Genomic DNA, 22953 nt, shown 5'->3' on the forward strand with positions numbered 1-22953 from the left:
GGCGCAAAAGGCCGGTAGCCGGGTCAGCGAATTCGCCGACCCGTCCGCTCTGTTTGTGGGCCAAGGCGCCGAAGGCGCCCTTCCCTTAAGTGGGCCGGCGAAACGTCACGATCGAATCAGCGCGCGGCGGGCAGCGTGACCGGAATGAAGCCAAAATCCGACAGGGTCTTCTGGCCGGCCGGCGAGAGTATGTACATGGCGAAGTCGGCGGCCGGCAGGGATGCCGTATTGGCGAGCGTCAGCCCGTATTCCGGCCCGACCGCGAGATCACGCGGCAGCGCCACCACCTTGTACCGGCCGGGCTCTGCCTTGCTCATCTCCTGGGTGCCCGAGCAGTAGTAGATCGCCACGTCCGCGCTCTTGTCACCGAGAGCCACGGCCAGCCGGTGGCGGCCGTTGAGCGGCCCGGTGGTCGCCGCGCCGCCGAATACCTGCTGGGCCTTTCCGCTCAAGGTGGCGAAGGCGCCGGGGTGCTGCTTGTCGATCAGCGCAAACAGCTCCCACGTATAGTCGCCGCCCGGATCCGCCTTGGGCGTCGACGTGGCCAAGCGGATGTCCGGCTTCAGAAGGGTCTCGACCAGCGCGTCGGATGCCAGCGCCGGCCCATCGGCCAGGGCAATGGCGCACAAAGCGTTGCGGGCGAACAGGACACTGTCGCTGGCAAGGCCCTTGTCCGTCAGCGCCTGCGCGTGGGGCAGAGCGGCGGAAGCGAAGATGTCGAAGGCGCCGCCGTTTTCCAGCTCGGTCCTGAGCACCCCGGACGGTCCCCATTTGGTGGAGACGTGATCCTTGGGGTGGCTCCGCCCATAGTCCGCGATCATCGCGTTGAAGGCGCCGGTGAGGCTGCCCGCTGCGACGAGGCGGATATCCTCCGCGCGGGACGCGGCGGCGGAAAGGCAAAGAAAAACAACGGCGCAAATGCGGGCGCGCATGGCAAGGCTCCGAAATGAACAGGCGAACAAGCTATATTCATTCGGATATATCGTTGCCGTCAATAAACCCCGCGGATGGGACACCCGCGGGGCGTGTGCGTCGCCTCAAGACGTGGGGATCACCGCGAGGTGCGGATCACCTGGATATCGAGGTCGCGAATCTTCTTGCGCAACGTGTTTCGGTTGAGCCCGAGCAGTTCCGCCGCCTTGATCTGGTTGCCGCGGGTCGCGGCGAGCGCAGCCGAGAGGAGCGGATATTCAACGTCCTTCAAGATGCGGTGATAGAGGCCGGGCGGGGGCAGATTTTCGCCGAAGCCGGAGAAGTAGGTGTTGAGGTGGCGCTCCACCGAGGCGGCGAGCGTCGCGTCCACCGGCCCCTCTTCCGACAGCATGTTCGGCATGGGCTCGGAGAGCTCGGCCTCGATGATGGCGGGGGTGATGACTTCCTGCGGATAGAGCGCGGCAAGGCGGCGGACGAGATTTTCCAGCTCGCGCACGTTGCCCGGCCAGCGATAGCGCTTGAGCCGGTCGAGGGCGGCGGAATCGATCTGCTTGGCGGGCAGGCCCTCCCGCTCGGCCTGCAGAAAGAAGTGCCGCACCAGATCGGGCACGTCCTCGGAGCGCTCGCGCAGGGGCGGCAGGCGCAGGGGCACCACGTTCAGGCGGAAGAACAGGTCTTCGCGGAACAGGCCCTGCTGGATGAGCGTGCGCAGATCCTTGTTGGTGGCGGCGATGATGCGCACGTCGGTCTTGATGGGCGTGCGCCCGCCGACCGTCGTGTACTCGCCCTGCTGGAGCACGCGCAGCAGGCGGGTCTGCGCCTCCATCGGCATGTCGCCGATCTCGTCGAGGAAGAGCGTGCCGCCCTCGGCCTGCTCGAAGCGGCCGGGGTTGCGGGTGGTGGCGCCGGTGAACGAGCCCTTCTCGTGGCCGAACAGCTCGCTCTCGATGAGGTCGCGCGGGATGGCGGCCATATTGATGGCGACGAACGGCCCGGTGCGGCGCTTGCCGTAGTCGTGCAGCGCTCGGGCCACCAGTTCCTTGCCGGTGCCGCTCTCGCCCGCGATCATCACGGTGAGGTCGGTCTGCATCAGGCGGGCGAGGAGGCGATAAATCTCCTGCATGGCGGGCGAGCGGCCCACCAGCGGAATGTTGTCCTGCTCCTCGGGGGCGTGGTGGTGGCCGTCGCCCTTCTTCGGCTCGGCGAGGGCGCGGCCGACGATGGAGATCAGCTCCTTCAGGTCGAAGGGCTTCGGCAGATATTCATAGGCCCCGCGCTCGGAGGCGCGGATGGCGGTCATGAAGGTGTTCTGCGCGCTCATGACGATGACCGGCAGATCCGGCCGCGCCTTCTTGATGCGCGGCAGGAGGTCGAAGGCGTTCTCGTCGGGCATCACCACGTCGGTGATGACGAGATCGCCATCGCCCTGGCTCACCCAGCGCCACAGCGTGGCGGCGTTGCCGCAGGAACGCACCTCATATCCCGCGCGCGAGAGCGCCTGGTTGAGCACGGTGCGGATCGCGGCATCGTCGTCGGCGACCAGGATGCTTCCGGATGGCATCGACACCTCAATTGTCCTCTCGAACAGGGCTCTTGCCGCGATACATGGGCAGGAGCACGCGGAACGTGGTGCGGCGGGGCTGGCTATCGCATTCGACGATGCCGCCATGGTCACCGATGATCTTCGCCACCAAAGCAAGACCGAGGCCAGAGCCGGTGGGCTTGGTGGTCACGAACGGGTCGAACAGGTGGGGCACGAGGTCTTCCGGCACGCCCTTGCCGTTGTCCCTCACGCAGAACTCAAGCGGCAGGCTGACGCGCGTGGAGGCGCCCGGCACCATCAGCCGCACGCCGGGGCGGAAGGCGGTGGTGAGCTGGATCTCGCCGTCCTGATCGCTGTCGATGGCTTCCGCCGCATTCTTCACCAGGTTCAGGAACACCTGAATGAGCTGGTCGCGGTTGGCGAGCACCGGCGGCAGGGAGGGGTCGTATTCCTCCACGAAGCGGATGTGGCGGGCAAAGCCCGAGGAGGCGAGCGTGCGCACATGCTCCAGCACCGCGTGGATGTTGACCGGCTCGCGCTCCACCGGGCGCTCGTCGGAGAACACCTCCATCCGGTCCACCAGCTTCACGATGCGGTCGGCCTCGTCGCAGATCAGGCGGGTGAGCGCCCGGTCCTCGTCGTCGGCAGATTGTTCCAGAAGCTGCGCCGCGCCGCGGATGCCGGAGAGCGGATTCTTGATCTCGTGGGCCAGCATGGAGGCCAGCGCGCTCACCGAACGGGCGGCGCCGCGGTGGGTGAGCTGGCGGTCCATCTTGTCGGCGATGGTGCGCTCCTGGAGCATCACCACCACATTGTCCGGCTGCTCGTTCACCGGCGCCACGTGAATGTCCACGATGCGCTCGCCGCCGTTGCGCGGCGTGCCGAGGTCCACGCGATATTCGTTCACCGGCGCGCCGCGCTGGCGCACCTGATCGATGAGGCCGAGGAGCGGCGTGCCGAAGGGCACGAACTCGGTCAGGGGACGTCGGCGCAGCAGCGGCGCGCTGACCTCGAAGAAGGCTTCGGCCGCGACATTGGCCTCCACCACATGGCCGTTGCCAGCGATGGTGAACAGCGGGTGCGGCACGGCATCGAGAATGGCGCGCGTCATGCCCGGCTCGGCGCCGCCGGCCTTGGCGACGTCGGCCTTGGCGACGTCCGGCGTCACCTCCTTGCCCGCAGCCTTGGGCGCATCCTTCGGCGCGTCCTTCCGCGGGTTCGAACTGCCCTTGCGCTTTTGATCCATCTTCCGTGTGTCTTGCTTTCTGGCTTCGGCCGTCATGCCGCCGCCCTCCACATGAGTTCGTCGTAGGCCGCCATGATCCCGGTCTTCACGCGGCCCGGCCCGTCGAGCACCAGCACCCCCTTGCGCCAGCGCTCCACGAAGGCGGCGCGTGCGTTCCCCTGCCCTTTTGCCGCCGCATCCAGCGCCCAGCCGATATGCTTGCGCGCCTGGCGGACACCGAGGGCCGTGCCATAGAGCGACAGCCAGCCCTCATAGAGCTCCAGCAGGATGTCCCGCTGCAGATCGAGCGGCGGATCCTCCTCGACCACGCGGCCGGCGAGCGCCTGCGCCACCCGGCCGGGAAACCACGGCCGGCCCTGCGCGCCCCGACCGATCATCACGCCATCGGCACCGGAGGCCGCGAGAATGGCGGGGCCATCCGCGAGACTCACCACGTCGCCATTGGCGATCACTGGGATCGATACGGCATCCTTGACCGCCCGGATGGCGCTCCAGTCGGCGCGGCCGGTGTAAAACTGGCAGCGGGTGCGGCCGTGGATCGTCACCATGGACAGCCCGCACGCCTCCGCCATCTCGGCGAGGGCCACGGCGGTGGGCGAGCCATCGTCCCAGCCGAGGCGGGTCTTCACGGTCACCGGAACGCTGACCGCCCCGCGCACAGCCTCGAAGATCGCCCGCGCCAGAGGCAGATCCCGCAGCAGCGCCGCGCCGGCGGCACCGGTGGTCACGCGCTTGGCGGGGCAGCCCATATTGATATCGATGAGCCCGGCGCCGGCGGCTTCCGCCACGCGCGCCGCCTCGCCCATGAGTCGCGGGTCGTTGCCGGCGAGTTGCACGGCGTGGAACGACACCCCTTCCCCTTCAGCGCGCAGCAGCATCTCGGGATGGCCCTCGAGAAGCGCCTCGCTGGCGAGCATTTCTGATATGACGAGCCCCGCGCCGTGGCGGACAGCCATCCGCCGCACCGGCGCATCGGTGATTCCCGCCATGGGGGCGAGGATGACCGGATTGGGCAGGGTCGCGGCGCCGATGCGCAACGCCGGAATGGACAATGGGACAGTCTCTTGCACAGATTTTAGGCCAGCTTCGTTCTGCCTACATCTTAGACAAATGTGCGCGGCACGCAAGGGCAGTGTGCACGCCGCTGCACCGCAGCATATGCGACCCCACCTTCTGTTACCGGCCTGACCTGCCGCCTTCGGTGAAAAAGGAGGATCGGCCGTGACCGGAACGTCGGCCGCGAACTGCGTGGCGATCGTGGTGGCTGCCGGGCGCGGAAGCCGCGCGGGCGGACCTTTGCCGAAGCAGTACCAGCAACTGGGCGGCGAGCCGGTGCTGCGCCGCACGCTGCGCCTTTTTTGCGAGCATCCTGCCGTCACGGCCGTGCTAGCGGTCATCCATAGCGATGATTCAGGCCTCTTTGCGGACGCCGCAGAAGGCCTGCCCAAGATTCTGGCACCGGTTTCCGGTGGCGCGACGCGACAGGAGTCGGTGCGCGCCGGCCTTGAGGCACTGGCGGGTTCCGGCGCGCCGACGGTCGTGCTGGTGCACGATGCCGCCCGCCCCTACGCCACACCCGATCTCATCGCCCGCGCCATTGCCGCCGCCGGCGAAGCCGATGCCGCCATCCCGGTGCTGGCGGTGACCGACACGGTGAAGCGCGTGGATGCCGCCGGGCTGGTTGAGGAGACGGTGGATCGCGCGGCGCTGCGCGCCGTGCAGACGCCGCAGGCGTTCCGCTATGCCCCGCTCGTGGCCGCCCATCGAACGGCGGCCGAGAGCGGCGTCACGACACTGACCGACGATGCCTCGGTGATGGAATGGGCCGGCCACAGGGTCGCGACCTTTGCCGGCGAGACAGGGAACATCAAATTGACCACAGCCGAAGACATGACCCGCGCCGCCGCTTCCACCCTCGCCGACCTGCCGGATGTGCGCACCGGCACCGGCTTCGACGTCCATGCCTTCGGTCCCGGCGACCATGTGATGCTCGGCGGTGTGGCGGTGCCCCACGGCTTCGGGCTGGTCGGTCATTCGGATGCGGACGTGGGCCTGCACGCCCTCACCGACGCCCTGCTGGGTGCGCTCTGCGACGGCGACATCGGCGCCCATTTCCCGCCCTCGGACCCGCAGTGGAAAGGCGCGTCCTCCGATCGCTTCCTCGCCCATGCGGTGGAAAAGGTGAAGGCGCGCGGCGGGCGCATCGCCCATCTCGATCTCACCCTCATCTGCGAGGCGCCGAAGGTCGGGCCCCATCGCGACGCCATCCGCGCCGAGATCGCGCGCATCACCGGCGTTCCGGCCGCCCGCATCTCGGTGAAGGCCACCACCACGGAGAAGCTCGGCTTCACCGGTCGGCGCGAAGGCATCGCCGCCATGGCCAGCGCCACCATCCGCCTGCCGGCGGGCGAGGAGATCTGACGATGGACGAAGAAACCTACGCCCGCGCCGTCGCCGTCCTCGACGCCTTCCGCGCCCGCGGCTGGACGCTGGCAACGGCGGAATCCTGCACCGGCGGGCTGGTGGCCGGCGCCCTCACCGAGGTGCCGGGATCGTCTGATGTGGTGGACCGCGGCTTCGTCACCTATTCCAACGCCGCCAAGATGGCGATGATCGGCGTGCCCGAAGCGACCCTTGCCGCCCATGGCGCCGTGAGCGAGGCAACCGCGCGCGCCATGGCCGAGGGCGCACTGAAGACGGCCGGCGTGGATGTGGCGGTGGCCATCACGGGCGTCGCCGGCCCCGGCGGAGGTTCGGAGACGAAACCCGTTGGTCTCGTCCAATTCGCCTGTGCCCGCCGCGACGGCACGACCGTCCATCAGGAGAGGCGATTCGGCGAAATCGGCCGCGCCGAGGTGCGCCGGCTCTCGGTTCTCCAGGCACTCGATCTGCTGCGCAGCGCGGCATCCTGAAAACGAAAAAGCCGCCCGAGGGCGGCTTTTCAGCTTTGGGGCAGCGAACCGCCCGTCAGAGCTTGGTCACGACGCAGTCGCCGCCCTGGGCGCGCAGAGACTGGCAGAGGTCGTTGGCCTGGTCGCGGCTGGCGAACGGGCCGACCTGGGCGCGATAATAGATGCCCTTGTCGCCGAGATCCGCCTTCTTGACCGTCGCCTTGTAGCTGCCGAGCAGGTTCGGATACTTGGCCTGCAGCGCCTTCCACGAGCCCAGCGCATCGCTTTCCGACCGCTGGGACGCCACCTGCACCACATAGGTGCCGGCCGCCGTGGGCGCGGGAGACGTGCTAGCGGTGGCATCCGCCGGCGCGGAGGCGGGCACGGTGGTGACGGGATTGGGCTGCGGCAGCCCAACCGGGATCGGGTTCTGGCTCGGCGCATAGGCCGAGACGGCGCTGGACGGCACGCCGGGCGTCACGCTGCCGTCTGCGCGCACGGTCATGGTTCGCACGCGCTTGGGCTCGGTGAGGTTCTGCGTCGCCTGCATGGGCTGCTGGGTCGGTGCCGGGGCGCTGTCCGCGGGCGGACGGGCGGCGGAGGTCACATCCACCGGCTGCTCCTCGCGCGGCACCATCTTCTCGTTTCCGGCCGTCACGGGACCGCCCATGCGGTCATAGATGGATTTCTGCGCGTCGGCCGTTGTCGCCGGCGTCGTGGTCTTGGCCGGGGCGGAATCGGCTTTGATGACCGGAGGCCCGCCGGACGAGGACATCAGCCCCGAGCGGCCCACGGCCATGTTGTAGGCGAACACGCCGGCAACGCCCGCAACCACGAGACCCACCAGCGAAACGCCGAGCAGGAGTGCCGTGCGACCGCGACGGCGGCGCGGTTCCGGCTCGTACATCTCGTCGCCGTGGGGCGGCATGTAGCCGTCATCGGCATATTCCGGATCGTAGCGGTCGTCGTAGTCGTCGTAATCGTAGTCCTCGTCACGACGCGCGGCGGAATAGGCGTAGCCCGCTTCGTCCGTCTCATCGTCGTAACGCGCCGCCTGCTGGCCGGAGGCTGGGCGACGGTCGTCCTGATAGCGTGTGTCCTGATACCGGGCGTCTTGAGCGCGCGCGTCCTGACGATACCCCTGGGCATCCGCCCGGCCGTAAGCCTGCTGCGACTGCGGGGCCTGGCCCTGCCCATAGCCGGCGGCCCGCGCGCGTGGATCGGCGCTGCGGGGATCGGCGCTGCGGGGATCGGCGCTGCGGGGATCGGCGCTGCGGGGATCGGGCTGCCGCGGTTCGTCTACGCCGTCATCATAGTCGTCGTCGTAATCGTCATAGTCCTGCGCCGGCTGTTGCTGCGGTGGCACGGCGCGTGCAGCGGCGGCGTCGCGGGCGAGCGAGCCGTAACCCAGGCGAACATCGGCCGTGCGCGTATCCACCGGGCGGGGCGCGGGGGCGTAGGACGGGGCAGGCTGGGCATAGCCGGACTGGCCATACCCCTGAGGAGCGCGGGACTGAGGCTCCGGCGCGTAAGAGGGAGCGGTGCGCGCCGGGACGGCAGGCTGACGCGCGGGGGCGGTGTTCCACGCCTCGGCGTCGTCATCCTCGTCATAATCGGGTTCGACAACAGCGGCGCGGGAAGGTGGCTGGAGCGCGGCGCGAGGCGGCTGAGGGGCCGCCAGACGCTGAGCCGGCGCGGGAGCTGCCGGCGGCGCAAAGCGCTGCGCGGGCGCCCGGCGGGCATCCAATTGCTGGGCTGCGCTCTGCTGGGGCGCGGCCGAACGGGACTGCTGGTCGGGCGGGAGCCCGTCAAAATCGTCGAAAGGATCGTGATCCATGAGCCGAGCAAGCTCGGCGAGGGGATCACGACCACCCGCGCGATCGCCACTGGCGGCCTGCGCCGGCCGGGAGCCGGGGCCGCTTCCCGTGGCAGCATCGTCACGCCGGTAGCGGTACCTGCTTTCGTCGCCCATGTCGCCTCGATGTGTTGCGCCGCCCACCCGGCCGGATCCTCGCGAAACGGATCTTCGCGAACCGGCCAACAAGCCCCGCCCGCACCTCGGCCAGCATATGCCAGGCCGCAACCGGACGAGCGATTATTTCATCTCGTCAACGGCCTCCACCCCGAGCACCTTGAGACCGGAAGCGAGTACCGTGGCCACGCCATGCACCAAAGCCAAGCGAGCCGAGGTCAAATCTCGATCATTCTCGATAATGAAGCGTAAATGTGGCAAGTCTTTTCCCCGGTTCCACTGGGCGTGGAACTCGCTTGCCAGATCATGCAGGAAGAAGGAGACGCGGTGCGGCTCGCGCGCCGCCGCGGCCTGCTCCACGAGGCGCGGCCATGAGGCGATGCGGCGCAGCAGCGTCAGCTCGCCCTCGTCATCGAGTCGGGCGAGGGCCGCCCCGGCGAAGCCGGCGGGCTCGGCCGGCAGGTCCGCGAACTGCTCGTTGGCATTGCGCAGGATCGACTTGGCCCGGGCGTGGGCATACTGCACGTAGAACACCGGGTTCTCGCGCGACTGCTCGATCACCTTGCCGAGATCGAAGTCGAGCGGCGCGTCGTTCTTGCGGAAGAGCATCATGAAGCGCACCGCATCGCGGCCCACCTCGTCCACCACCTCGCGCAGCGTGACGAACGAGCCTGCGCGCTTCGACATACGTACCGGCTCGCCATTGCGGAACAGGCGCACGAGCTGGATCAGCTCCACGTCGAGGCTGGCCTTGCCGCCCGACACCGCCTTCACCGCCGCCTGCATGCGCTTGACGTAACCGCCATGATCGGCGCCCCAGACGTCGATCATCTTGAGGAAGCCGCGCTCCACCTTGTCCTTGTGGTAGGCGATGTCGCCGGCGAAATAGGTGTAGCTGCCGTCCGACTTCTTCAGCGGCCGGTCCACGTCGTCGCCGAAATCGGTGGAGCGGAACAGGGTCTGCTCGCGATCCTCCCAATCCTCGATGGGCGCGCCCTTGGGCGGCGGCAGGCGGCCTTCATAGACCTCGCCCGATGCGCGCAGCGCCTCGATGGTTGCACCCACCTTATCCACCGCGCCGAAGGCCAGAGAGCGCTCGGAGAAGAACACGTCGAACTCGATGCCGAGGGCGGTGAGGTCGTCGCGGATCATCTCCATCATGCAGCCGATGGCGAAGGAGCGGAAAACGGGCAGCCATTCGCTTTCCGGCGCGGCCATGTATTCGCCGCCGTGCATCTCGGCGAGCTGCTGGCCGACGGCGACGAGATAGTCGCCGGGATAGAGGCCGTCCGGAATGTCCGCCTTCTCGCCCGTCACCGCCTCGCGGTAACGCAGGAAGGCGGAGCGGCCGAGCACGTCCACCTGGGCGCCGGCGTCGTTGATGTAATATTCCTTGGTCACGGCAAAGCCGGCGAACGCCAGCAGGCGCGCCATGGCATCGCCGAACACCGCGCCCCGGCAATGGCCCACATGCATGGGGCCGGTGGGGTTGGCGGAGACGTACTCCACATTCACCTTCTCGCCCGCGCCGAACGTCGAGCGGCCGAAGTGGAGGCCCTGGGTGAGCGCGGCGGCGAGCACCTTGGGCCAGAAGGCGGCATCAAGGGCGATGTTGATGAAGCCGGGACCGGCCACGTCCACCCGCGCCACGCCCGGCACCGCCTGCAGCTTGCCCGCGATCTTCTCGGCGAGGTCGCGCGGCTTCAGGCCGGCGTCCTTGGACAGCACCATGGCCGCATTGGTGGCGAGGTCGCCGTGGCTCGCATCGCGCGGCGGCTCCACCACCACGCGGGCGAGGTCGAGGCCGGCTTTGATGAGGCCCTCGGCGGAAAGGGCGGCGACGGCTTCGCGGACGTGATCGGCGAAGATCGCGTAGACGTTCATGGAATGGGGTCCAATCGGGTTCGGTTGCCGGCGCGCCTAACGCAAGTCCGGTGTCGAGTCAAAGAAACGGGCGTGCTGGTCGAGGGCGTAGCGGTCGGTCATGCCCGCGATGTAGTCGCAGACGCGGCGGGCGAGGCGCTCGCCTTCCAGCGTCTCGATACCGTCCTGCCAGGAGGGCGGCAGGTCCTTCGGGCGGTTGATGAAATAGGCGAACAGGTCGCGGATCACCCCCTGCGCCTCGGCCATGATGCGGTTGACCCGCTCGTGCCGGTACATGCGCGGAAAGAGGAAGCCCTTCAGCGCCTTCTCCTTCTGCCGCATGGCATCCGAGAAGGCGACGATGGGCGCGCCGAGGGCCCGGACATCCTCCGCCGAGGCCACGCCGGCGGTCTGCGCGCGGCGGGTGCTTTCCGCCACCACGTCCTCGATGAGCAGGGTGATGACCAGCCTGAGCACCTCGTTCACTGTGCGCGGCACGTCGAGGCCGGGATACCGCCCGCGCACGCTGGCTAGCGCCTCGCCCACCAGCGGCAGGCCGGCAATGTCGTCCAGCGTGAACATGCGGGCGCGCAAGCCGTCGTCCAGATCGTGCACATCATAGGCGATGTCGTCGGAGATGGCGGCGACCTGCGCCTCCGCCGAGGCGTGGCTCCACAATTCGAGATCCTGCTGGGCCGAATGCACGCGGATGGCGTGGGGCAGGCCGTCGCGATAGCGGCCGATGCCGTTGCCTTCGCGGTCGGTCAGCGGGCCGTTGTGCTTGGCGATGCCCTCCAGCGTCTCCCATGTCAGGTTGAGGCCGTCGAAGGCGGCATAGCGGCCTTCGATGCGGGTGACGACGCGCAGCGACTGCGCGTTGTGGTCGAAGCCGCCCTGCCCCGCCATGCAGGCGTCCAGCGCCCGCTCGCCGGCATGGGCGAAGGGCGGGTGGCCGAGATCATGCGCCAGCGCCAGCGCCTCGGCGAGGTCCTCGTCCAGCCCCAGCGCGCGGGCGATGGAGCGGGCCACCTGCACCACCTCCAGCGTGTGGGTGAGGCGAGTGCGGTAATGGTCGCCCTCGTTGAAGACGAAGACCTGCGTCTTCTGCTTCAGCCGGCGGAAGGCGGTGGAATGGATGATGCGGTCGCAGTCGCGCCGGAACGGGCTGCGCGGCGGCATCTCGGGTTCCGGCACAAGGCGGCCGCGGGAGCGCTCGGCTTCGCAGGCCCAGGCCACGCGGGGCGTCGCGCCGCTCACCGCCATGACCGCCCCTCCCCCATTCCGGCCGGCGCGGCACAAGACCCTGCGGCGACGCACAAAACCCTTTTGCACCGCCCGCCCTTTAAATCGGGGGCGGATGGACTTACCTTAGAAGCCATTGCCAGCTTCAATTCGTAAAGTCGATACCATGGAAACCTCCCTCGCCCCGACGACCGCTCCCGCCGATGCTCCGGTGACGGAAGTGGACTTCACCGTGACCGATGCAGCCGCGCGCCGCATCTGCCAGATTCTTTCTCCCGAACCTGCCGGCACGTTCCTGCGCATCAGCGTGGAAGGCGGCGGCTGCTCCGGCTTTTCCTACAAGTATGATGTGACGCAGGAACAGTCGGACGACGACCTCGTCATCGAGAAGGAAGGCGCCAAGATCGTGGTCGATCGCATGTCGCTCGACTATTTCAAGGGCTCCCAGCTCGACTACAAGGCCGACCTGATGGGCTCCGCCTTCAAGATCTCGAACCCCATGGCCACCGCCAAATGCGGCTGCGGGTCCAGCTTCGCCGTCTGAGCCTTCCTCGGCCGTAGCCGCGCGCGACCTGACCAATCTGGCGGCTTCGGCGGCTGCACCGTGCGCGCAAGCCTGCTACGGCGCCACGTTGCGCGGCACGGCGCTGCGCCACAGGCGCGGCAGACCCTTGGGCCAGTCGTCGCCGTAGCAGGGAAAGAAGCGCTCCGTGCGGGCATAGATGATGAGGTCCGGGGCGTAGCGCTTCACGTCGTCGAAGCTGAAGTCGCAATTGCCGGTCACCCGCGCGGAGGCATGCATCCAGGCCACCTCCTTCACCGGTGCATTGGCGAACAGGCGCGGCCAGGACATGGCGGTGAAGGAATCGCCCATGATCAGGACCTTGAGCCCCTCCGGCGCATAGTCCCGCACCACCGACCTGAAGGCGATGTGCTCGTTGAGGCTGCGCAGCACGGGGTCGACGCGCGGCTTTGACGCCTTGGCCGGCAGGTTGAGGCGGAAATCCTCCTCCTTCACCTCCGGCGGCATGCGCATGGCGCGCAGCAGATCGCCGCGCGGCGCGGGCTCAAGCTGGCCGACCACTTGCGCCGGGTCCACCTGCCAGTCGGGATGGCCGGCGGCGACCATCACGGCATTGAAGGCGAGAATGCTCGAGCGAGCGTTCCAGTGCGTATCGGTGAGGAGATAGCGCGGCGCGGGGCTCGCCTTCAGCACCGGCCGCAGATCCACCGTGGTGACCCCCCGGGCCTTGAGGCCGGCGAGCGCGAGATCATATTCCGTTTTGGGGTAGGTGAGCGCATCGTTCCACAGCGGCAGCGCCTCCAGCTCCACAGACTGGGCGTTGGGCGGCAGGGCGACCACGATCTTGGTACCGAGCGGCGCGAGGATGCGCTGCATCTCGCCGAGCATGTCGACGAAGCGCTCCACGTTCGCCGCGCGCACCAGCGCACCGGCGGACTGCGCGGGCGTCTGCTCCCGTCCCCAGAACAGCTGGCCGTCGCGGCCGGCGTAGAAGGGCTTGCTGTCCGGCGAGTTCAGCTCTGCCCGAAGCTCGCGGCGCAGCACCGGCAGGGTGGCGCGGAAGCCGAAATTGTCCTGGATGAAGATGCCGATATTGCGGAACCATAGGTCCAGCTTGCGGCTGAACTCCCATTCAGGCGCCACCTTCACGCGCCACTGCATGCTCGCGAGCGGATCGGGAATGAGGTTCGACAGCAGCAGGAAGCCGAACAGGCCGGCGACCATGGCGCCGAGATAGCGGCGATGCCGGGAGAGCAGTGTCATCGGGCGCTCCTCAGAACCGGTAATAGAGGAAGGGCGTGCCATTGGTGCCGCCCACCCAGGCGACGCTCGCCAGCATCAGCACCGCGATCAGCGCGAAATCCGCCACCCGTGCCATGGCCCCCTCCCCCGACAGGAGCCGCCAGCGCGGCCAGCGGAAGAAGCCGATCAGCCCGCCCACGACGAGGGCCATGATGGCGAGCGGCGTCAGCCCGAAGCCCAGCGCCATGGAGGCACGGCTGAAGCCGTTGAGTCCCGCGAGCCCGTGGAACATGTCGATGGCGCCGGGCAGACTGTCAGCGCGGAACCACACCCAGCCGATCATCACCACCAGCACCGTGTAGAGGTGGCTCACCGGCCCGGGCATCCGCTTCAGCCAGCGGCCGAGGAAAGCCCGCTCGATGATGAGGAAGGCGCCATGGTGCGCCCCCCAGATCACGAAGGTCCAGCTCGCCCCGTGCCACAGGCCGCACAGCAGGAAGACGACGGAGAGATTGATGTAGGTGCGCATCTCCCCGCGCCGGTTTCCGCCCAGCGGGATGTAGAGGTAATCGCGCAGGAAGGCGGACAGGCTCATGTGCCAGCGCCGCCAGAAGTCGGTGATGGAGTGGGCGGTGTAGGGCAGCCGGAAGTTCCGCGGCAGCACGAAACCCACCATGACGCCAAGGCCCACGGCCATGGTGGAATAGCCGGCGAAGTCGAAATAGATCTGCACCGTATAGGCGTAGAGGCCGAGCCAGGCCTCCACGAAGGTCGGGTGGGTGGTGGTGTCGAACACCCCGTCCACGAGCCGCGCCACCTCATCCGCGATCAGCACCTTCCAGGCGAGGCCGATGACGAACAGCCGCGCGCCTGCCGAGAAGCGTCCCAGCGTGACCCGCCGCTGCGACAGCTGCCGCGCCACGGTGGCATAGCGCACGATGGGGCCCGCCACGAGCTGCGGGAACATGCACATGTAGAGGGCGAACTGCGCCGGATCGCGGTTGGCGTGAACCTTCTTCTTGTAGATGTCGGCGAGGTAGGAAATGGCGTGGAACGAATAGAAGGAGATGCCCAGCGGCAGCGAGATCTGCGGCACCGGTAGCGCCACGCCCATGGGCTCGATGACGGCGTTCAGGTTCTCCGCCAGGAAGCCCGTATACTTGAACACCCCAAGCAGCAGGAGGTTCAGCGTCACGCCCAGCGCCAGCACGCGCTTGCGCTCTGCGCCTTCGCGCACCTCGATGGCCTTGGCAAGAAAGAAGTTCGCCGCAACGGATGCGAGCAGGATGAGGATGTGCGGCGTATAGCCCGCCGAATAGAAGACGAGCGAGAAGGCGAGAAAGATGTAATTCCGCGTGGTGATGGTCTTCGCGGAGAAATAGGCGACCAGAAAGAGCGGGAAAAAATAGAACAAGAATTCGATGGACGCGAAGGTCATGCCGCCCGGCCGCCAGAGATTGTCATCCGGCGTTCCTGCCACTCTTTTCCCGATGCCGCAACCCTTTGGCGGATGCCGACAGGCGTGGCGATAGGTAAGGCGCTCCGCCCCATTGCCTCCCCGGCGGGCCGGCGTATCCTCCCCCGCGAAGGAGCCGCCACCCCATGCGCATCGCCACCTGGAACGTGAATTCCATCCGCCAGCGTCTCGACCACGCGGTCCGCTGGCTCGGCGAGAGCCGGCCGGACGTGGTCTGCATCCAGGAGATCAAGTGCCAGACCGAGGCCTTCCCGAAGGAGCCGTTCGAGGCGCTGGGCTATAATGTCAGCGTCCACGGCCAGAAGGGCTTCAATGGCGTCGCCCTCCTCTCCCGCCTGCCGCTGGAGGACGTGACCCACGGCCTCGCGGGCGACGACGGGGACGAGCAGGCGCGCTTCATCGAGGCGGTGGTGTCGGTGAAAGGCGGCGTGGTGCGCGTTGCCTGCATCTATTTGCCCAACGGCAACCCGCCGGATACCGAGAAATACCCCTACAAGCTCGGCTTCATGGAGCGCCTCTCCGCCTTTGCCGCCGACCGGCTGAAGCTGGAGGAGCCGCTGGTGCTCGCCGGCGACTTCAATGTGATTCCCGAGCCGCGCGACGCCGCCGACCCCGCCGCCTGGACGAGCGACGCCCTGTTCCTGCCGCGCACCCGGCAGGCGTTCCGCTCCCTCCTCAATCTCGGCTTCACGGACGCCCTGCGCGCCACCTCCGACGCCGGCCGGCTGTTCACCTTCTGGGATTACCAGGCCGGCGCGTGGCAGCGGGACAACGGCATCCGCATCGACCACCTCCTGCTGTCGCCGCAGGCGGCCGACCGGCTGATTGCCACGGGTGTCGACAAGCATGTCCGCGCCTGGGAGAAGCCTTCAGACCATGTGCCGGTCTGGGCCGACTTCTCCATCGCGGCGTGACGCAGATGGCGGGGGATGCGACGCACTTTGAAGGCGGCTGCCTGTGCGGCCGCCTGCGCTACCGGATCGAGCGGGTGAAAAGCGCCTATTGGTGCCACTGCACCATGTGCCGCCGGGCCTCCGGCTCCGCCGCCCTGCCCTGGGTCTCCGTGGCGCGGGAGGATGTCACCTTCGTCTCCGGCACGCCGGCCGTGTTCGAATCGAGCCCCGGCGTCGCCAGGCGCTTCTGCGGCAATTGCGGCAGCCCGATCGTGTTCGACATGGCGCGGGAGAGCGATGTGGATGTGACCATCGGCACGCTGGACGACCCCGACAGCGTGCCGCCCACCCATCACATCTGGGTCAGCTCGGCGCTTCACATGGCCCGCGATCTCGCAGAAGGATTGCCGCACTACGACGGCGAACGCCCCTCGGACGGATAGACCTCAGCGCTTCGCCGTCTTCAGCCACACTTCCAGATAGCCGAGCGCCTTCTCGCGCTCGTCCGGTGTCGCCTCGGCGAAAGCCTGCTCGTGGGCGTTCACCACCCACTTGTCCTCGGGACGGACGGCGGAATCGCGGGCCAAAGTCAGCCACATGAGGCCGCGGGCCCGCTGGCGGGGCACACCCTCGTCACCGCGGAAGAGCAGCACGCCAAGGGTGGCCTGCGCCTCATACTGGCCCTTCTGCGAGGCGAGCGTCAGCCAGCGGCCGGCATTGCGCGCGTCACGGGGGCCGCCGACGCCTTCGAGATAGAGCTTGCCGAGCTGGTACTGCCCGTCCGCGTCGCCGAAATAGGAGGCGGCGTAGGAGAACATGTCCCGCGCCCGGGAGGGATCGCGCTTCACGCCCGCGGAGGGGATACCGATGAGGTAATAGGAGCCGAGCGCCACGAAGGCATTGGCCACGAAGCGCGACTGCGCCGTGCCGGGATAGTCCTCGGCGTGGCTGCTGGCGATCTTCTGGAAGTACTCGAACGCCTTGGCGTCGTCGCGCTTCACGCCGTCGCCGTCCATATAGATGCGGCCGAGCTTCCACTGGGCCATGGCGTGGCCCTGTGCGGCAGCATAGCCGAGGGCGTCGATGCCCTTGGCGGTCTGGCCGGCGCGGAGCGCCTGCGCCCCGGTGCGGAAGGCCTCGTCCACGGGGCGGACCTGCGGCGCCAGCGGCACGTTGGCCGGCGGCGTCAGCGGCTGCATCTCGTAGGGTTGAAGGGTCTGCGCGGTGCCGTCGAAGGCATGGGCGCGTCCGGCCGCAAGACCAGCCACGGCGAGGAAGAAAATGCTCGCGACGGCGGCCTGGGTGCGCACGCGGCGGGGACGGCGCATCGCGCTCCCGGCCGGCCCGCTCACCTTGCCCCCCAATGTCCCGTGTGTCGCAACCGCAATCATGATGGAGGGAAGATGACCGGACGCAACGGCAATATCGGGGCCGAGGAAAGGCCGAGCAGCGGCACCTCTGGGGCGACCTTTCGAGCGAAGCCCGGCGCCGCCCGCCGGGGCATCCTCTCGCCATGTGCAACGACCGTCCATCAGGACCCATCCCAGGCGCGGCGTCCGGAAACACTTTCCGGGCTACGCTCACCGCCGCGCGTTGAGGTTCGATTTCATGTCGTTTTGTGGCGAGTTCGCGGCGTAAGGCCCTTACGGGAACCCAGCACGTTCAAAGGATCGGGAGTGTGTCTTCTCTGTCACAATAAAAGGCGCCAAGACCCTGCAAGAAGGCGGCCGGAAAGTTCAAGTCTTAACCATGATCAAGACGGTCGGCAAAAACTGAGGCGCGGTGGCAACACTTGCCCCCGCGCCTCCGCCACTAGCCGGTGACGTTTCGGAAAGCGGCGCCCTCAGGCACCAGCGGAGAGCTGGCCGATGGCGGCGCGCACCTTCTCCTTGCGCAGGATGTACTCCTCACGCTTCTCGCGCTCGGCTTCCACCACTTCCTCGGGCGCGCGGGCGACGAAGCTCTCATTGCCGAGCTTGGCGTCGATGCGGGCGACCTCCTGGTCGAGCTTGCCCTCTTCCTTGCGCAGGCGGGCAAGCTCGGCGCCGAGGTCCACCACGCCGGCGAGCGGCAGGGCCACCACTTCGCCTCGGACCACCATCTGGACCGAGCTGGCGGGCACCTGATCGGACACCGAGACGTCGGACAGGCGGGCGAGGCGACGGACGGCGTCGTCCCAGGCGGCGACGCGCGCGGTCGTCTCCGCGCCGGGCTGCACGAGCACGAGGGGCACCTGCGCGCCGGCCGGCACGTTCATCTCCGCGCGCACGGAGCGGATCTCGGTCACGAGGTCCACCACCCAGCCCACCTCGGCCTCGGCGTCGGGCGCCTCGAGGCCGGTCAGGTCCGGCCACGGCGCCAGCGCCAGCAGGCTGGTGCGCGCCGGCCCTTCCTTGCCCGTCTCCGCCCACAATTCCTCGGTGAGGAAGGGCATGAACGGGTGCAGGAGGCCCATGGCCACGTCGAGCACATAGGCGGTGGCGGCGCGGGTCTCGTCCTTGGCCGCACCATCAGGGCCGGAGAGCACGGGCTTCGCCAGCTCCAGGTGCCAGTCACACACCACGTTCCAGATGAAGCGGTAGACCGCGCCCGCCGCCTCATTGAAGCGATAGGCGAGGATCGCCTCGCTGACCTCGGAGGACGCACGCGCCGCCTCGCCGATGATCCAGCGGTTGAGGGTGCCCTCCACCTTCGCGGGATCAAAGCCCTCGGTGCGCACGCAGCCGTTCATTTGGGCGAAGCGCACGGCGTTCCAGAGTTTGGTCGCGAAGTTGCGGTAGCCCTCGACGCGAGAGGTGGCGAGCTTGATGTCGCGCCCCTGCGCCGCCATGGCGGCGAGGGTGAAGCGCAGGGCATCCGCCCCGTACTTCTCCACGAGGTCGAGCGGATCGATGACATTGCCCTTGGACTTCGACATCTTCGCCCCCTTCTCGTCGCGGACGAGGGCGTGGATGTAGACGTCCTTGAACGGCACTTCGCCGTCCATGAAGTGCAGGCCCATCATCATCATCCGGGCGACCCAGAAGAAGATGATGTCAAAGCCCGTCACCAGCACGCTGGTGGGATAGAACTTTTTCAGCTCGGCCGTCTCGTCCGGCCAGCCCATGGTGGAGAAGGGCCACAAAGCGGACGAGAACCAGGTGTCCAGCACGTCCTCGTCGCGGGTGAGGAACTGGGCGCGCTTGTCCGCATCGTCGATCAGCGCCTGCGCCTCCTCGGGCGACAGGCTCTCATTGCCGACATTATGGGCCAGCGCCTCCTCGAAAGCCTGATCCTCGTCCTCGGCGACGAAGACATTGCCGAAGGGGTCGTACCAGGCCGGGATCTGGTGGCCCCACCACAGTTGGCGGGAGATGCACCAGGGCTGGATGTTCTCCAGCCACTCGAAATAGGTCTTCTCCCAGTTCTTCGGCACGAAGGTGGTGCGCCCCTCGCGCACGGCCGCCAGTGCCGGCTGGGCGAGGGTCTTGGCGTCCACATACCACTGGTCTGTCAGCCACGGCTCGATGACCACGTTGGAGCGGTCGCCATGGGGCACCATGTGGGTGTGCGGCTCGATCTTCTCCAGCAGCTCTCGATTTGTAAGCAATAGCACGATCATCTTGCGTGCTTCGAAGCGGTCGAGACCTTGAAGCTGCGTGAGTAGGCCGGCGAAATCGGGATCGTCGCGGTACGCCGTTGGGCGGGCTGCGTAGTCATCTCGGATGCCCTGCGGATCGATCCGGGCTTCGGCGTCGAGCACGTTGATCATCGGCAGGTCATGCCGGCGACCCACGTCGAAGTCGTTGAAATCGTGCGCCGGGGTGATCTTCACCGCGCCGGAGCCCTTCTCCGGGTCGGAATATTCATCGGCGACGATGGGAATGCGCCGGCCCACCAGCGGCAGGATGACGTGCTTGCCGATGAGGTCGCGGTAGCGCTCGTCATCCGGATGCACCGCAACCGCGGTGTCGCCGAGCATGGTCTCGGGCCGGGTGGTGGCGACGACGATGAAGCGGTCCTTCTCGCCCTCGATGGGATAGCGCAGGTGCCAGAGATTGCCCTTCACCTCCACCTGCAGCACCTCGAGATCCGAGATGGCGGTGATGAGCTTGGGGTCCCAGTTGACGAGGCGCTTGTCCTTGTAGATCAGCCCCTCGCGATAGAGTTGGACGAACACCTTGAGGACGGCGCGGGACAGTCCCTCGTCCATGGTGAAGCGCTCGCGCGACCAGTCGCAGGAAGCGCCGAGCTTCTTCAGCTGATTGACGATGGTGCCGCCCGATTCGGCCTTCCACGCCCACACCTTCTCGATGAAGGCCTCGCGGCCGAGATCCCGGCGGCCCGGCAGCTTCTGGGCGGCGAGTTGGCGCTCCACCACCATCTGGGTGGCGATGCCGGCATGGTCGGTGCCCGGCTGCCAGAGCACGTCCTTGCCGCGCATGCGCTCGAAGCGCGCCAGCACGTCCTGCAGCGTGTTGTTGAGCGCGTGGCCCATGTGCAGGGAGCCGGTGACGTTCGGCGGCGGGATGACGATGGAGAAGCCTTCCGCGTCCTTGCGCTCGGGACGGCCGCAGCGGAATGCGCCGGCATTTTCCCAGCGATCGGCAATGCGCTCTTCAACGGCGGCGGGATCGAAGACTTTTTCCAGCATGAACGGGACTCCGCGGCGCCGCTCGGCCGTCACCGGCGCACCGCGCCGGGCCGGCTCCGCGTCCGCTGTGGTCGGAACGGGTCAGCCGGCGTTTAAGCCGGACGCACGGTCCGGCGTCAACACGCCGGCCGCACGGGAATGGAAAGAGAGGTGTGTGGCGAGGCCCGCAGGCCTAGCGCTGGCGCCGGGCGACGCGCTCGATCTCGGCCCGCACCAGATCCTCGACGATGGTCGGCAGGTTGGCGTCCAGCCAGTCCTTGAGCATGGGGCGGAGAATCTCCTTCACGAGATCTTCCACCGTGCGCTCCTTCTGCGGCAGCAGCACGTCGCCGAGATTGCGGAAGGCAGCCATCACGGCAGCATCCGCATTGGCGGAGAGCAGGTCGCGGCGGCGCACCGTCTCCGCAGGATGGCCATCGCCGGCGGGCTGCGCCGGATGGTCCTCGAACGCGGACGACGCCGGCTGCGGACGCATGGGGCGCGGCTGGGGGGCGGCGGCCTCGTGGCGGTCTTCCATCTCCTCGCCCCCGTGGTCGGGATAGGTCGGCTGCGGAACCGGGCGCAGCGGACGCGGCTCTGCGCGCTGCGGCTCGGGATGGGGCTCATGGCGGGCTTGACGAAGCGCAGCGGCGGCCTCGGCGAAGGCCGCTTCATCCTGCTCTTCGAGCCAGGGGCGCTGGGGCCTTGCAGCTGGTTCTGCCGCGGGCCGCTCGCCGGCGGGACGCGGCGGCGGGGCCGGCCGGACGGAGGGTCGCTGCGGCGGCGCATAGGCGGCAGAGGGAGCCGCCTCGCGCTGGGGGGCCGGACGGCGCGGAACGGGCGGCGCCTCAGTGGGCGCCTGCCGCTGCGCGACCACGCGGGCCTCCGGCGGACGGCGCGGGCGACCATCGCCGGACGGCGGAGCTTCGGGGCGACGCGCAGCCTCCGCATGCGGTGCCGGCTGCTCGTCATCCGCCATGATGCGGCGAATGGAAGCCAGAATTTCCTCCATCGACGGTTCCTGCACCTTGGGGCTCGCAGCCATGTCCCGACCTCGGCCGAAGACGAGCCGTCGGACATCCGTAAGCGGCAACTATCCGCGCCTACAGGCCGACGGCGAGAATCGCCAGTTGTAGAGGGAGTATGGCACCGCCTCAGTTGGCAGCAACAACTGTCGCAGGGGCGGTCTGGGGATTATTTTCCGTCAGGTGTGCGAACACCGGCCCAGCTGTCGCGCACCTGATTGTAGTGCACGCGCGGGTCGTAATAATTCACCTTCAGGCCCAGCGAGAGCGCATCCAGACGACCGATGGTGGAGACCAGCGCGTAGGCCGCGACCACCCGGTCGCGCTGGGCGACGACGAGGGACGACTGCGAGTTGGTGAGGTCACGCTGCGCGTTCAGCACGTCGGTGGTGGTGCGCTGGCCGACCCGCCATTCCTCGCGGACGCCCTCAAGGGCCAGCGTGTTGGCGGCGACGGAGGCCTGCGCGGCCTGGATCTGCGCCTTCGCGGCCTCTAGCGCGCCCCAATACTGCACGGCCTGGGCGCGGATGGTGTCGCGGTTGACGTCCACCTCGATGCGCGCCTGCGTCAGCAATTCCTTGGCCTGACGGATGTTCGCGTACTCGACGCCGCCCTGGTAGATCGGCACCGAGAGATTGAGCGTCATCGCCGCGCCGGATTGGGAGTCGACCGAGAAGTTCTGGTCGTAGGACTGGGAGAGCTGGCCCTGCAGCGAGAGGTTCGGCATCAGGCCACCCTCGGCGACCTTCACCTGGAACATCGCCGCGTCCACGGCGAATTCGGACGCCTTGACGGCCGGGTGGCTGCTGAGGCCGGTGGAAATCACCTTGTCCACCGACACCGGCAGTGTGCCCTCGATGGAGCGCGGGGTGGTGAGCTTGCCCGGCTCGACGCCGATCACCTGCCGATAGTTCGCCTTCGCCGTGGAGAGGTTCGCGACGGCCTGGCTCACCTGATACTGTGCGTCTGCGACCCGGGCTTCGGCCTGGGCCACGTCCGTACGGGTCACCTCACCCACGTTGAAGCGGTCGCGCGTGGCGCGCAATTCCTGCTGGAACGCTGCGAGGCTCTTGTTCTGCAATTCCAGGAGGGCGATCGCCTGGATGACGTTCATATACGCCGTGACACCGTTCAGAAGCACCGACTGCTCGGTGTTGCGCAGCGTCTCGCGCGATCCCCGCACCTGCGATTCGGCATTGCGGGTCTGGTTGGCGGTGACGAAGCCGTTGAACAGCGTGTAGGCGGCATTGAGCGCGAACGCGCGCGGCCAGAGCCACCCGTTGGTCTTGACGCCGGAAGCCTGCTGCTTGGCGAATTCCGGCCCGGCCTGCGCGGTGGCGTTCAGGGTCGGGCGATAGCCGGACAGCGCCTGCGGCACGGTTTCATCCGTGGCGCGGGTCCCAGCGCGCTGGGCGTTCAGCGTGGGGTTGTTCGTGTAGGCCATTGCCAGCGCCTGATCCAGCGACTGGGCAGACGCGACACCCGATGCAC

At 68.1% G+C, this 22953-nt stretch carries 18 protein-coding genes; 5 read left to right on the top strand and 13 right to left on the bottom strand.

All coding sequences use genetic code 11. The annotated features are described in order from the left end of the window. Positions 1 to 116 precede the first annotated feature (116 nt). The 4 genes from D7006_RS12070 to dusB all read right to left on the bottom strand — a co-directional run bounded on the left by D7006_RS12070 (position 117) and on the right by dusB (position 4774). Positions 117 to 932: a substrate-binding domain-containing protein gene (locus D7006_RS12070; RefSeq protein WP_237356773.1), complete on the bottom strand. Its 816-nt coding sequence runs from the start codon at positions 930 to 932 to the stop codon at positions 117 to 119. Positions 933 to 1051: 119 nt separating this feature from the next. After that, positions 1052 to 2494 (bottom strand): nitrogen regulation protein NR(I), encoded by a 1443-nt coding sequence (gene ntrC / locus D7006_RS12075; RefSeq protein WP_169120395.1) that lies wholly within the window; start codon positions 2492 to 2494, stop codon positions 1052 to 1054. 7 nt (positions 2495 to 2501) lie between these two features. Then, positions 2502 to 3587, bottom strand: a complete 1086-nt coding sequence (locus tag D7006_RS12080) for a nitrogen regulation protein NR(II) (protein ID WP_169121451.1) — start codon at positions 3585 to 3587, stop codon at positions 2502 to 2504. 167 nt (positions 3588 to 3754) lie between these two features. Beyond that, a complete protein-coding gene (dusB, locus tag D7006_RS12085) occupies positions 3755 to 4774 on the bottom strand; it encodes a tRNA dihydrouridine synthase DusB (protein ID WP_237356774.1) in 1020 nt (339 codons plus the stop codon). A gap of 169 nt (positions 4775 to 4943) precedes the next feature. Here dusB and D7006_RS12090 point away from each other — a divergent pair, with 169 nt between their 5' ends. Continuing rightward, entirely contained in the window at positions 4944 to 6143 is a 1200-nt protein-coding gene (locus D7006_RS12090) for a bifunctional 2-C-methyl-D-erythritol 4-phosphate cytidylyltransferase/2-C-methyl-D-erythritol 2,4-cyclodiphosphate synthase (RefSeq protein ID WP_237356775.1), read from the top strand. A gap of 2 nt (positions 6144 to 6145) precedes the next feature. Next, positions 6146 to 6634 carry a CinA family protein gene (locus tag D7006_RS12095; protein WP_237356776.1) on the top strand — a complete coding sequence of 163 codons (489 nt, stop codon included), beginning with the start codon at positions 6146 to 6148 and terminating at the stop codon, positions 6632 to 6634. 55 nt (positions 6635 to 6689) lie between these two features. Here the strand turns inward: D7006_RS12095 and D7006_RS12100 are convergent, their stop codons facing one another. The 3 genes from D7006_RS12100 to D7006_RS12110 all read right to left on the bottom strand — a co-directional run bounded on the left by D7006_RS12100 (position 6690) and on the right by D7006_RS12110 (position 11711). Next, positions 6690 to 8450 (bottom strand): SPOR domain-containing protein, encoded by a 1761-nt coding sequence (locus D7006_RS12100; RefSeq protein ID WP_237356777.1) that lies wholly within the window; start codon positions 8448 to 8450, stop codon positions 6690 to 6692. A 258-nt stretch (positions 8451 to 8708) separates the two neighbouring features. After that, positions 8709 to 10469 carry an arginine--tRNA ligase gene (argS, locus tag D7006_RS12105; RefSeq protein WP_237356778.1) on the bottom strand — a complete coding sequence of 587 codons (1761 nt, stop codon included), beginning with the start codon at positions 10467 to 10469 and terminating at the stop codon, positions 8709 to 8711. 36 nt (positions 10470 to 10505) lie between these two features. Continuing rightward, positions 10506 to 11711, bottom strand: a complete 1206-nt coding sequence (locus D7006_RS12110; protein WP_237356779.1) for a deoxyguanosinetriphosphate triphosphohydrolase — start codon at positions 11709 to 11711, stop codon at positions 10506 to 10508. A gap of 145 nt (positions 11712 to 11856) precedes the next feature. On the opposite strand from D7006_RS12110, the gene erpA reads away from it, so the two are divergent. Then, complete coding sequence (gene erpA, locus D7006_RS12115; RefSeq protein ID WP_081837719.1) at positions 11857 to 12234, top strand: iron-sulfur cluster insertion protein ErpA; 378 nt, start codon at positions 11857 to 11859, stop codon at positions 12232 to 12234. A 75-nt stretch (positions 12235 to 12309) separates the two neighbouring features. On the opposite strand, the gene D7006_RS12120 is transcribed toward erpA, so the two are convergent. Further along, a complete protein-coding gene (locus tag D7006_RS12120) occupies positions 12310 to 13476 on the bottom strand; it encodes a hypothetical protein (RefSeq protein ID WP_237356780.1) in 1167 nt (388 codons plus the stop codon). Between the two features lie 10 nt (positions 13477 to 13486). Next, on the bottom strand, positions 13487 to 14893 hold the full coding sequence (locus D7006_RS12125; RefSeq protein ID WP_237356781.1) for an MBOAT family protein: 1407 nt from the start codon (positions 14891 to 14893) through the stop codon (positions 13487 to 13489). A 164-nt stretch (positions 14894 to 15057) separates the two neighbouring features. Between D7006_RS12125 and xth the strand changes: the two genes are divergently transcribed. Beyond that, entirely contained in the window at positions 15058 to 15846 is a 789-nt protein-coding gene (xth, locus tag D7006_RS12130; protein ID WP_237356782.1) for an exodeoxyribonuclease III, read from the top strand. A 5-nt stretch (positions 15847 to 15851) separates the two neighbouring features. Further along, complete coding sequence (locus tag D7006_RS12135; RefSeq protein ID WP_237356783.1) at positions 15852 to 16268, top strand: GFA family protein; 417 nt, start codon at positions 15852 to 15854, stop codon at positions 16266 to 16268. A gap of 3 nt (positions 16269 to 16271) precedes the next feature. On the opposite strand, the gene D7006_RS12140 is transcribed toward D7006_RS12135, so the two are convergent. From D7006_RS12140 to D7006_RS12160, 4 genes are all read right to left on the bottom strand, one after another. Beyond that, positions 16272 to 17153, bottom strand: coding sequence for a tetratricopeptide repeat protein (locus D7006_RS12140; RefSeq protein ID WP_169120364.1), 882 nt, complete (start codon positions 17151 to 17153; stop codon positions 16272 to 16274). Positions 17154 to 17668: 515 nt separating this feature from the next. Then, positions 17669 to 20458, bottom strand: coding sequence for a valine--tRNA ligase (locus D7006_RS12145; RefSeq protein WP_237356784.1), 2790 nt, complete (start codon positions 20456 to 20458; stop codon positions 17669 to 17671). Positions 20459 to 20630: 172 nt separating this feature from the next. Next, positions 20631 to 21482 (bottom strand): PopZ family protein, encoded by an 852-nt coding sequence (locus tag D7006_RS25340; protein WP_305852720.1) that lies wholly within the window; start codon positions 21480 to 21482, stop codon positions 20631 to 20633. A 149-nt stretch (positions 21483 to 21631) separates the two neighbouring features. Further along, a complete protein-coding gene (locus D7006_RS12160; RefSeq protein ID WP_371745094.1) occupies positions 21632 to 22906 on the bottom strand; it encodes a TolC family outer membrane protein in 1275 nt (424 codons plus the stop codon). Positions 22907 to 22953 lie beyond the last annotated feature (47 nt).

Source organism: Xanthobacter sp. YC-JY1, from assembly GCF_021730305.1.
GTDB lineage: Bacteria > Pseudomonadota > Alphaproteobacteria > Rhizobiales > Xanthobacteraceae > Xanthobacter > Xanthobacter flavus.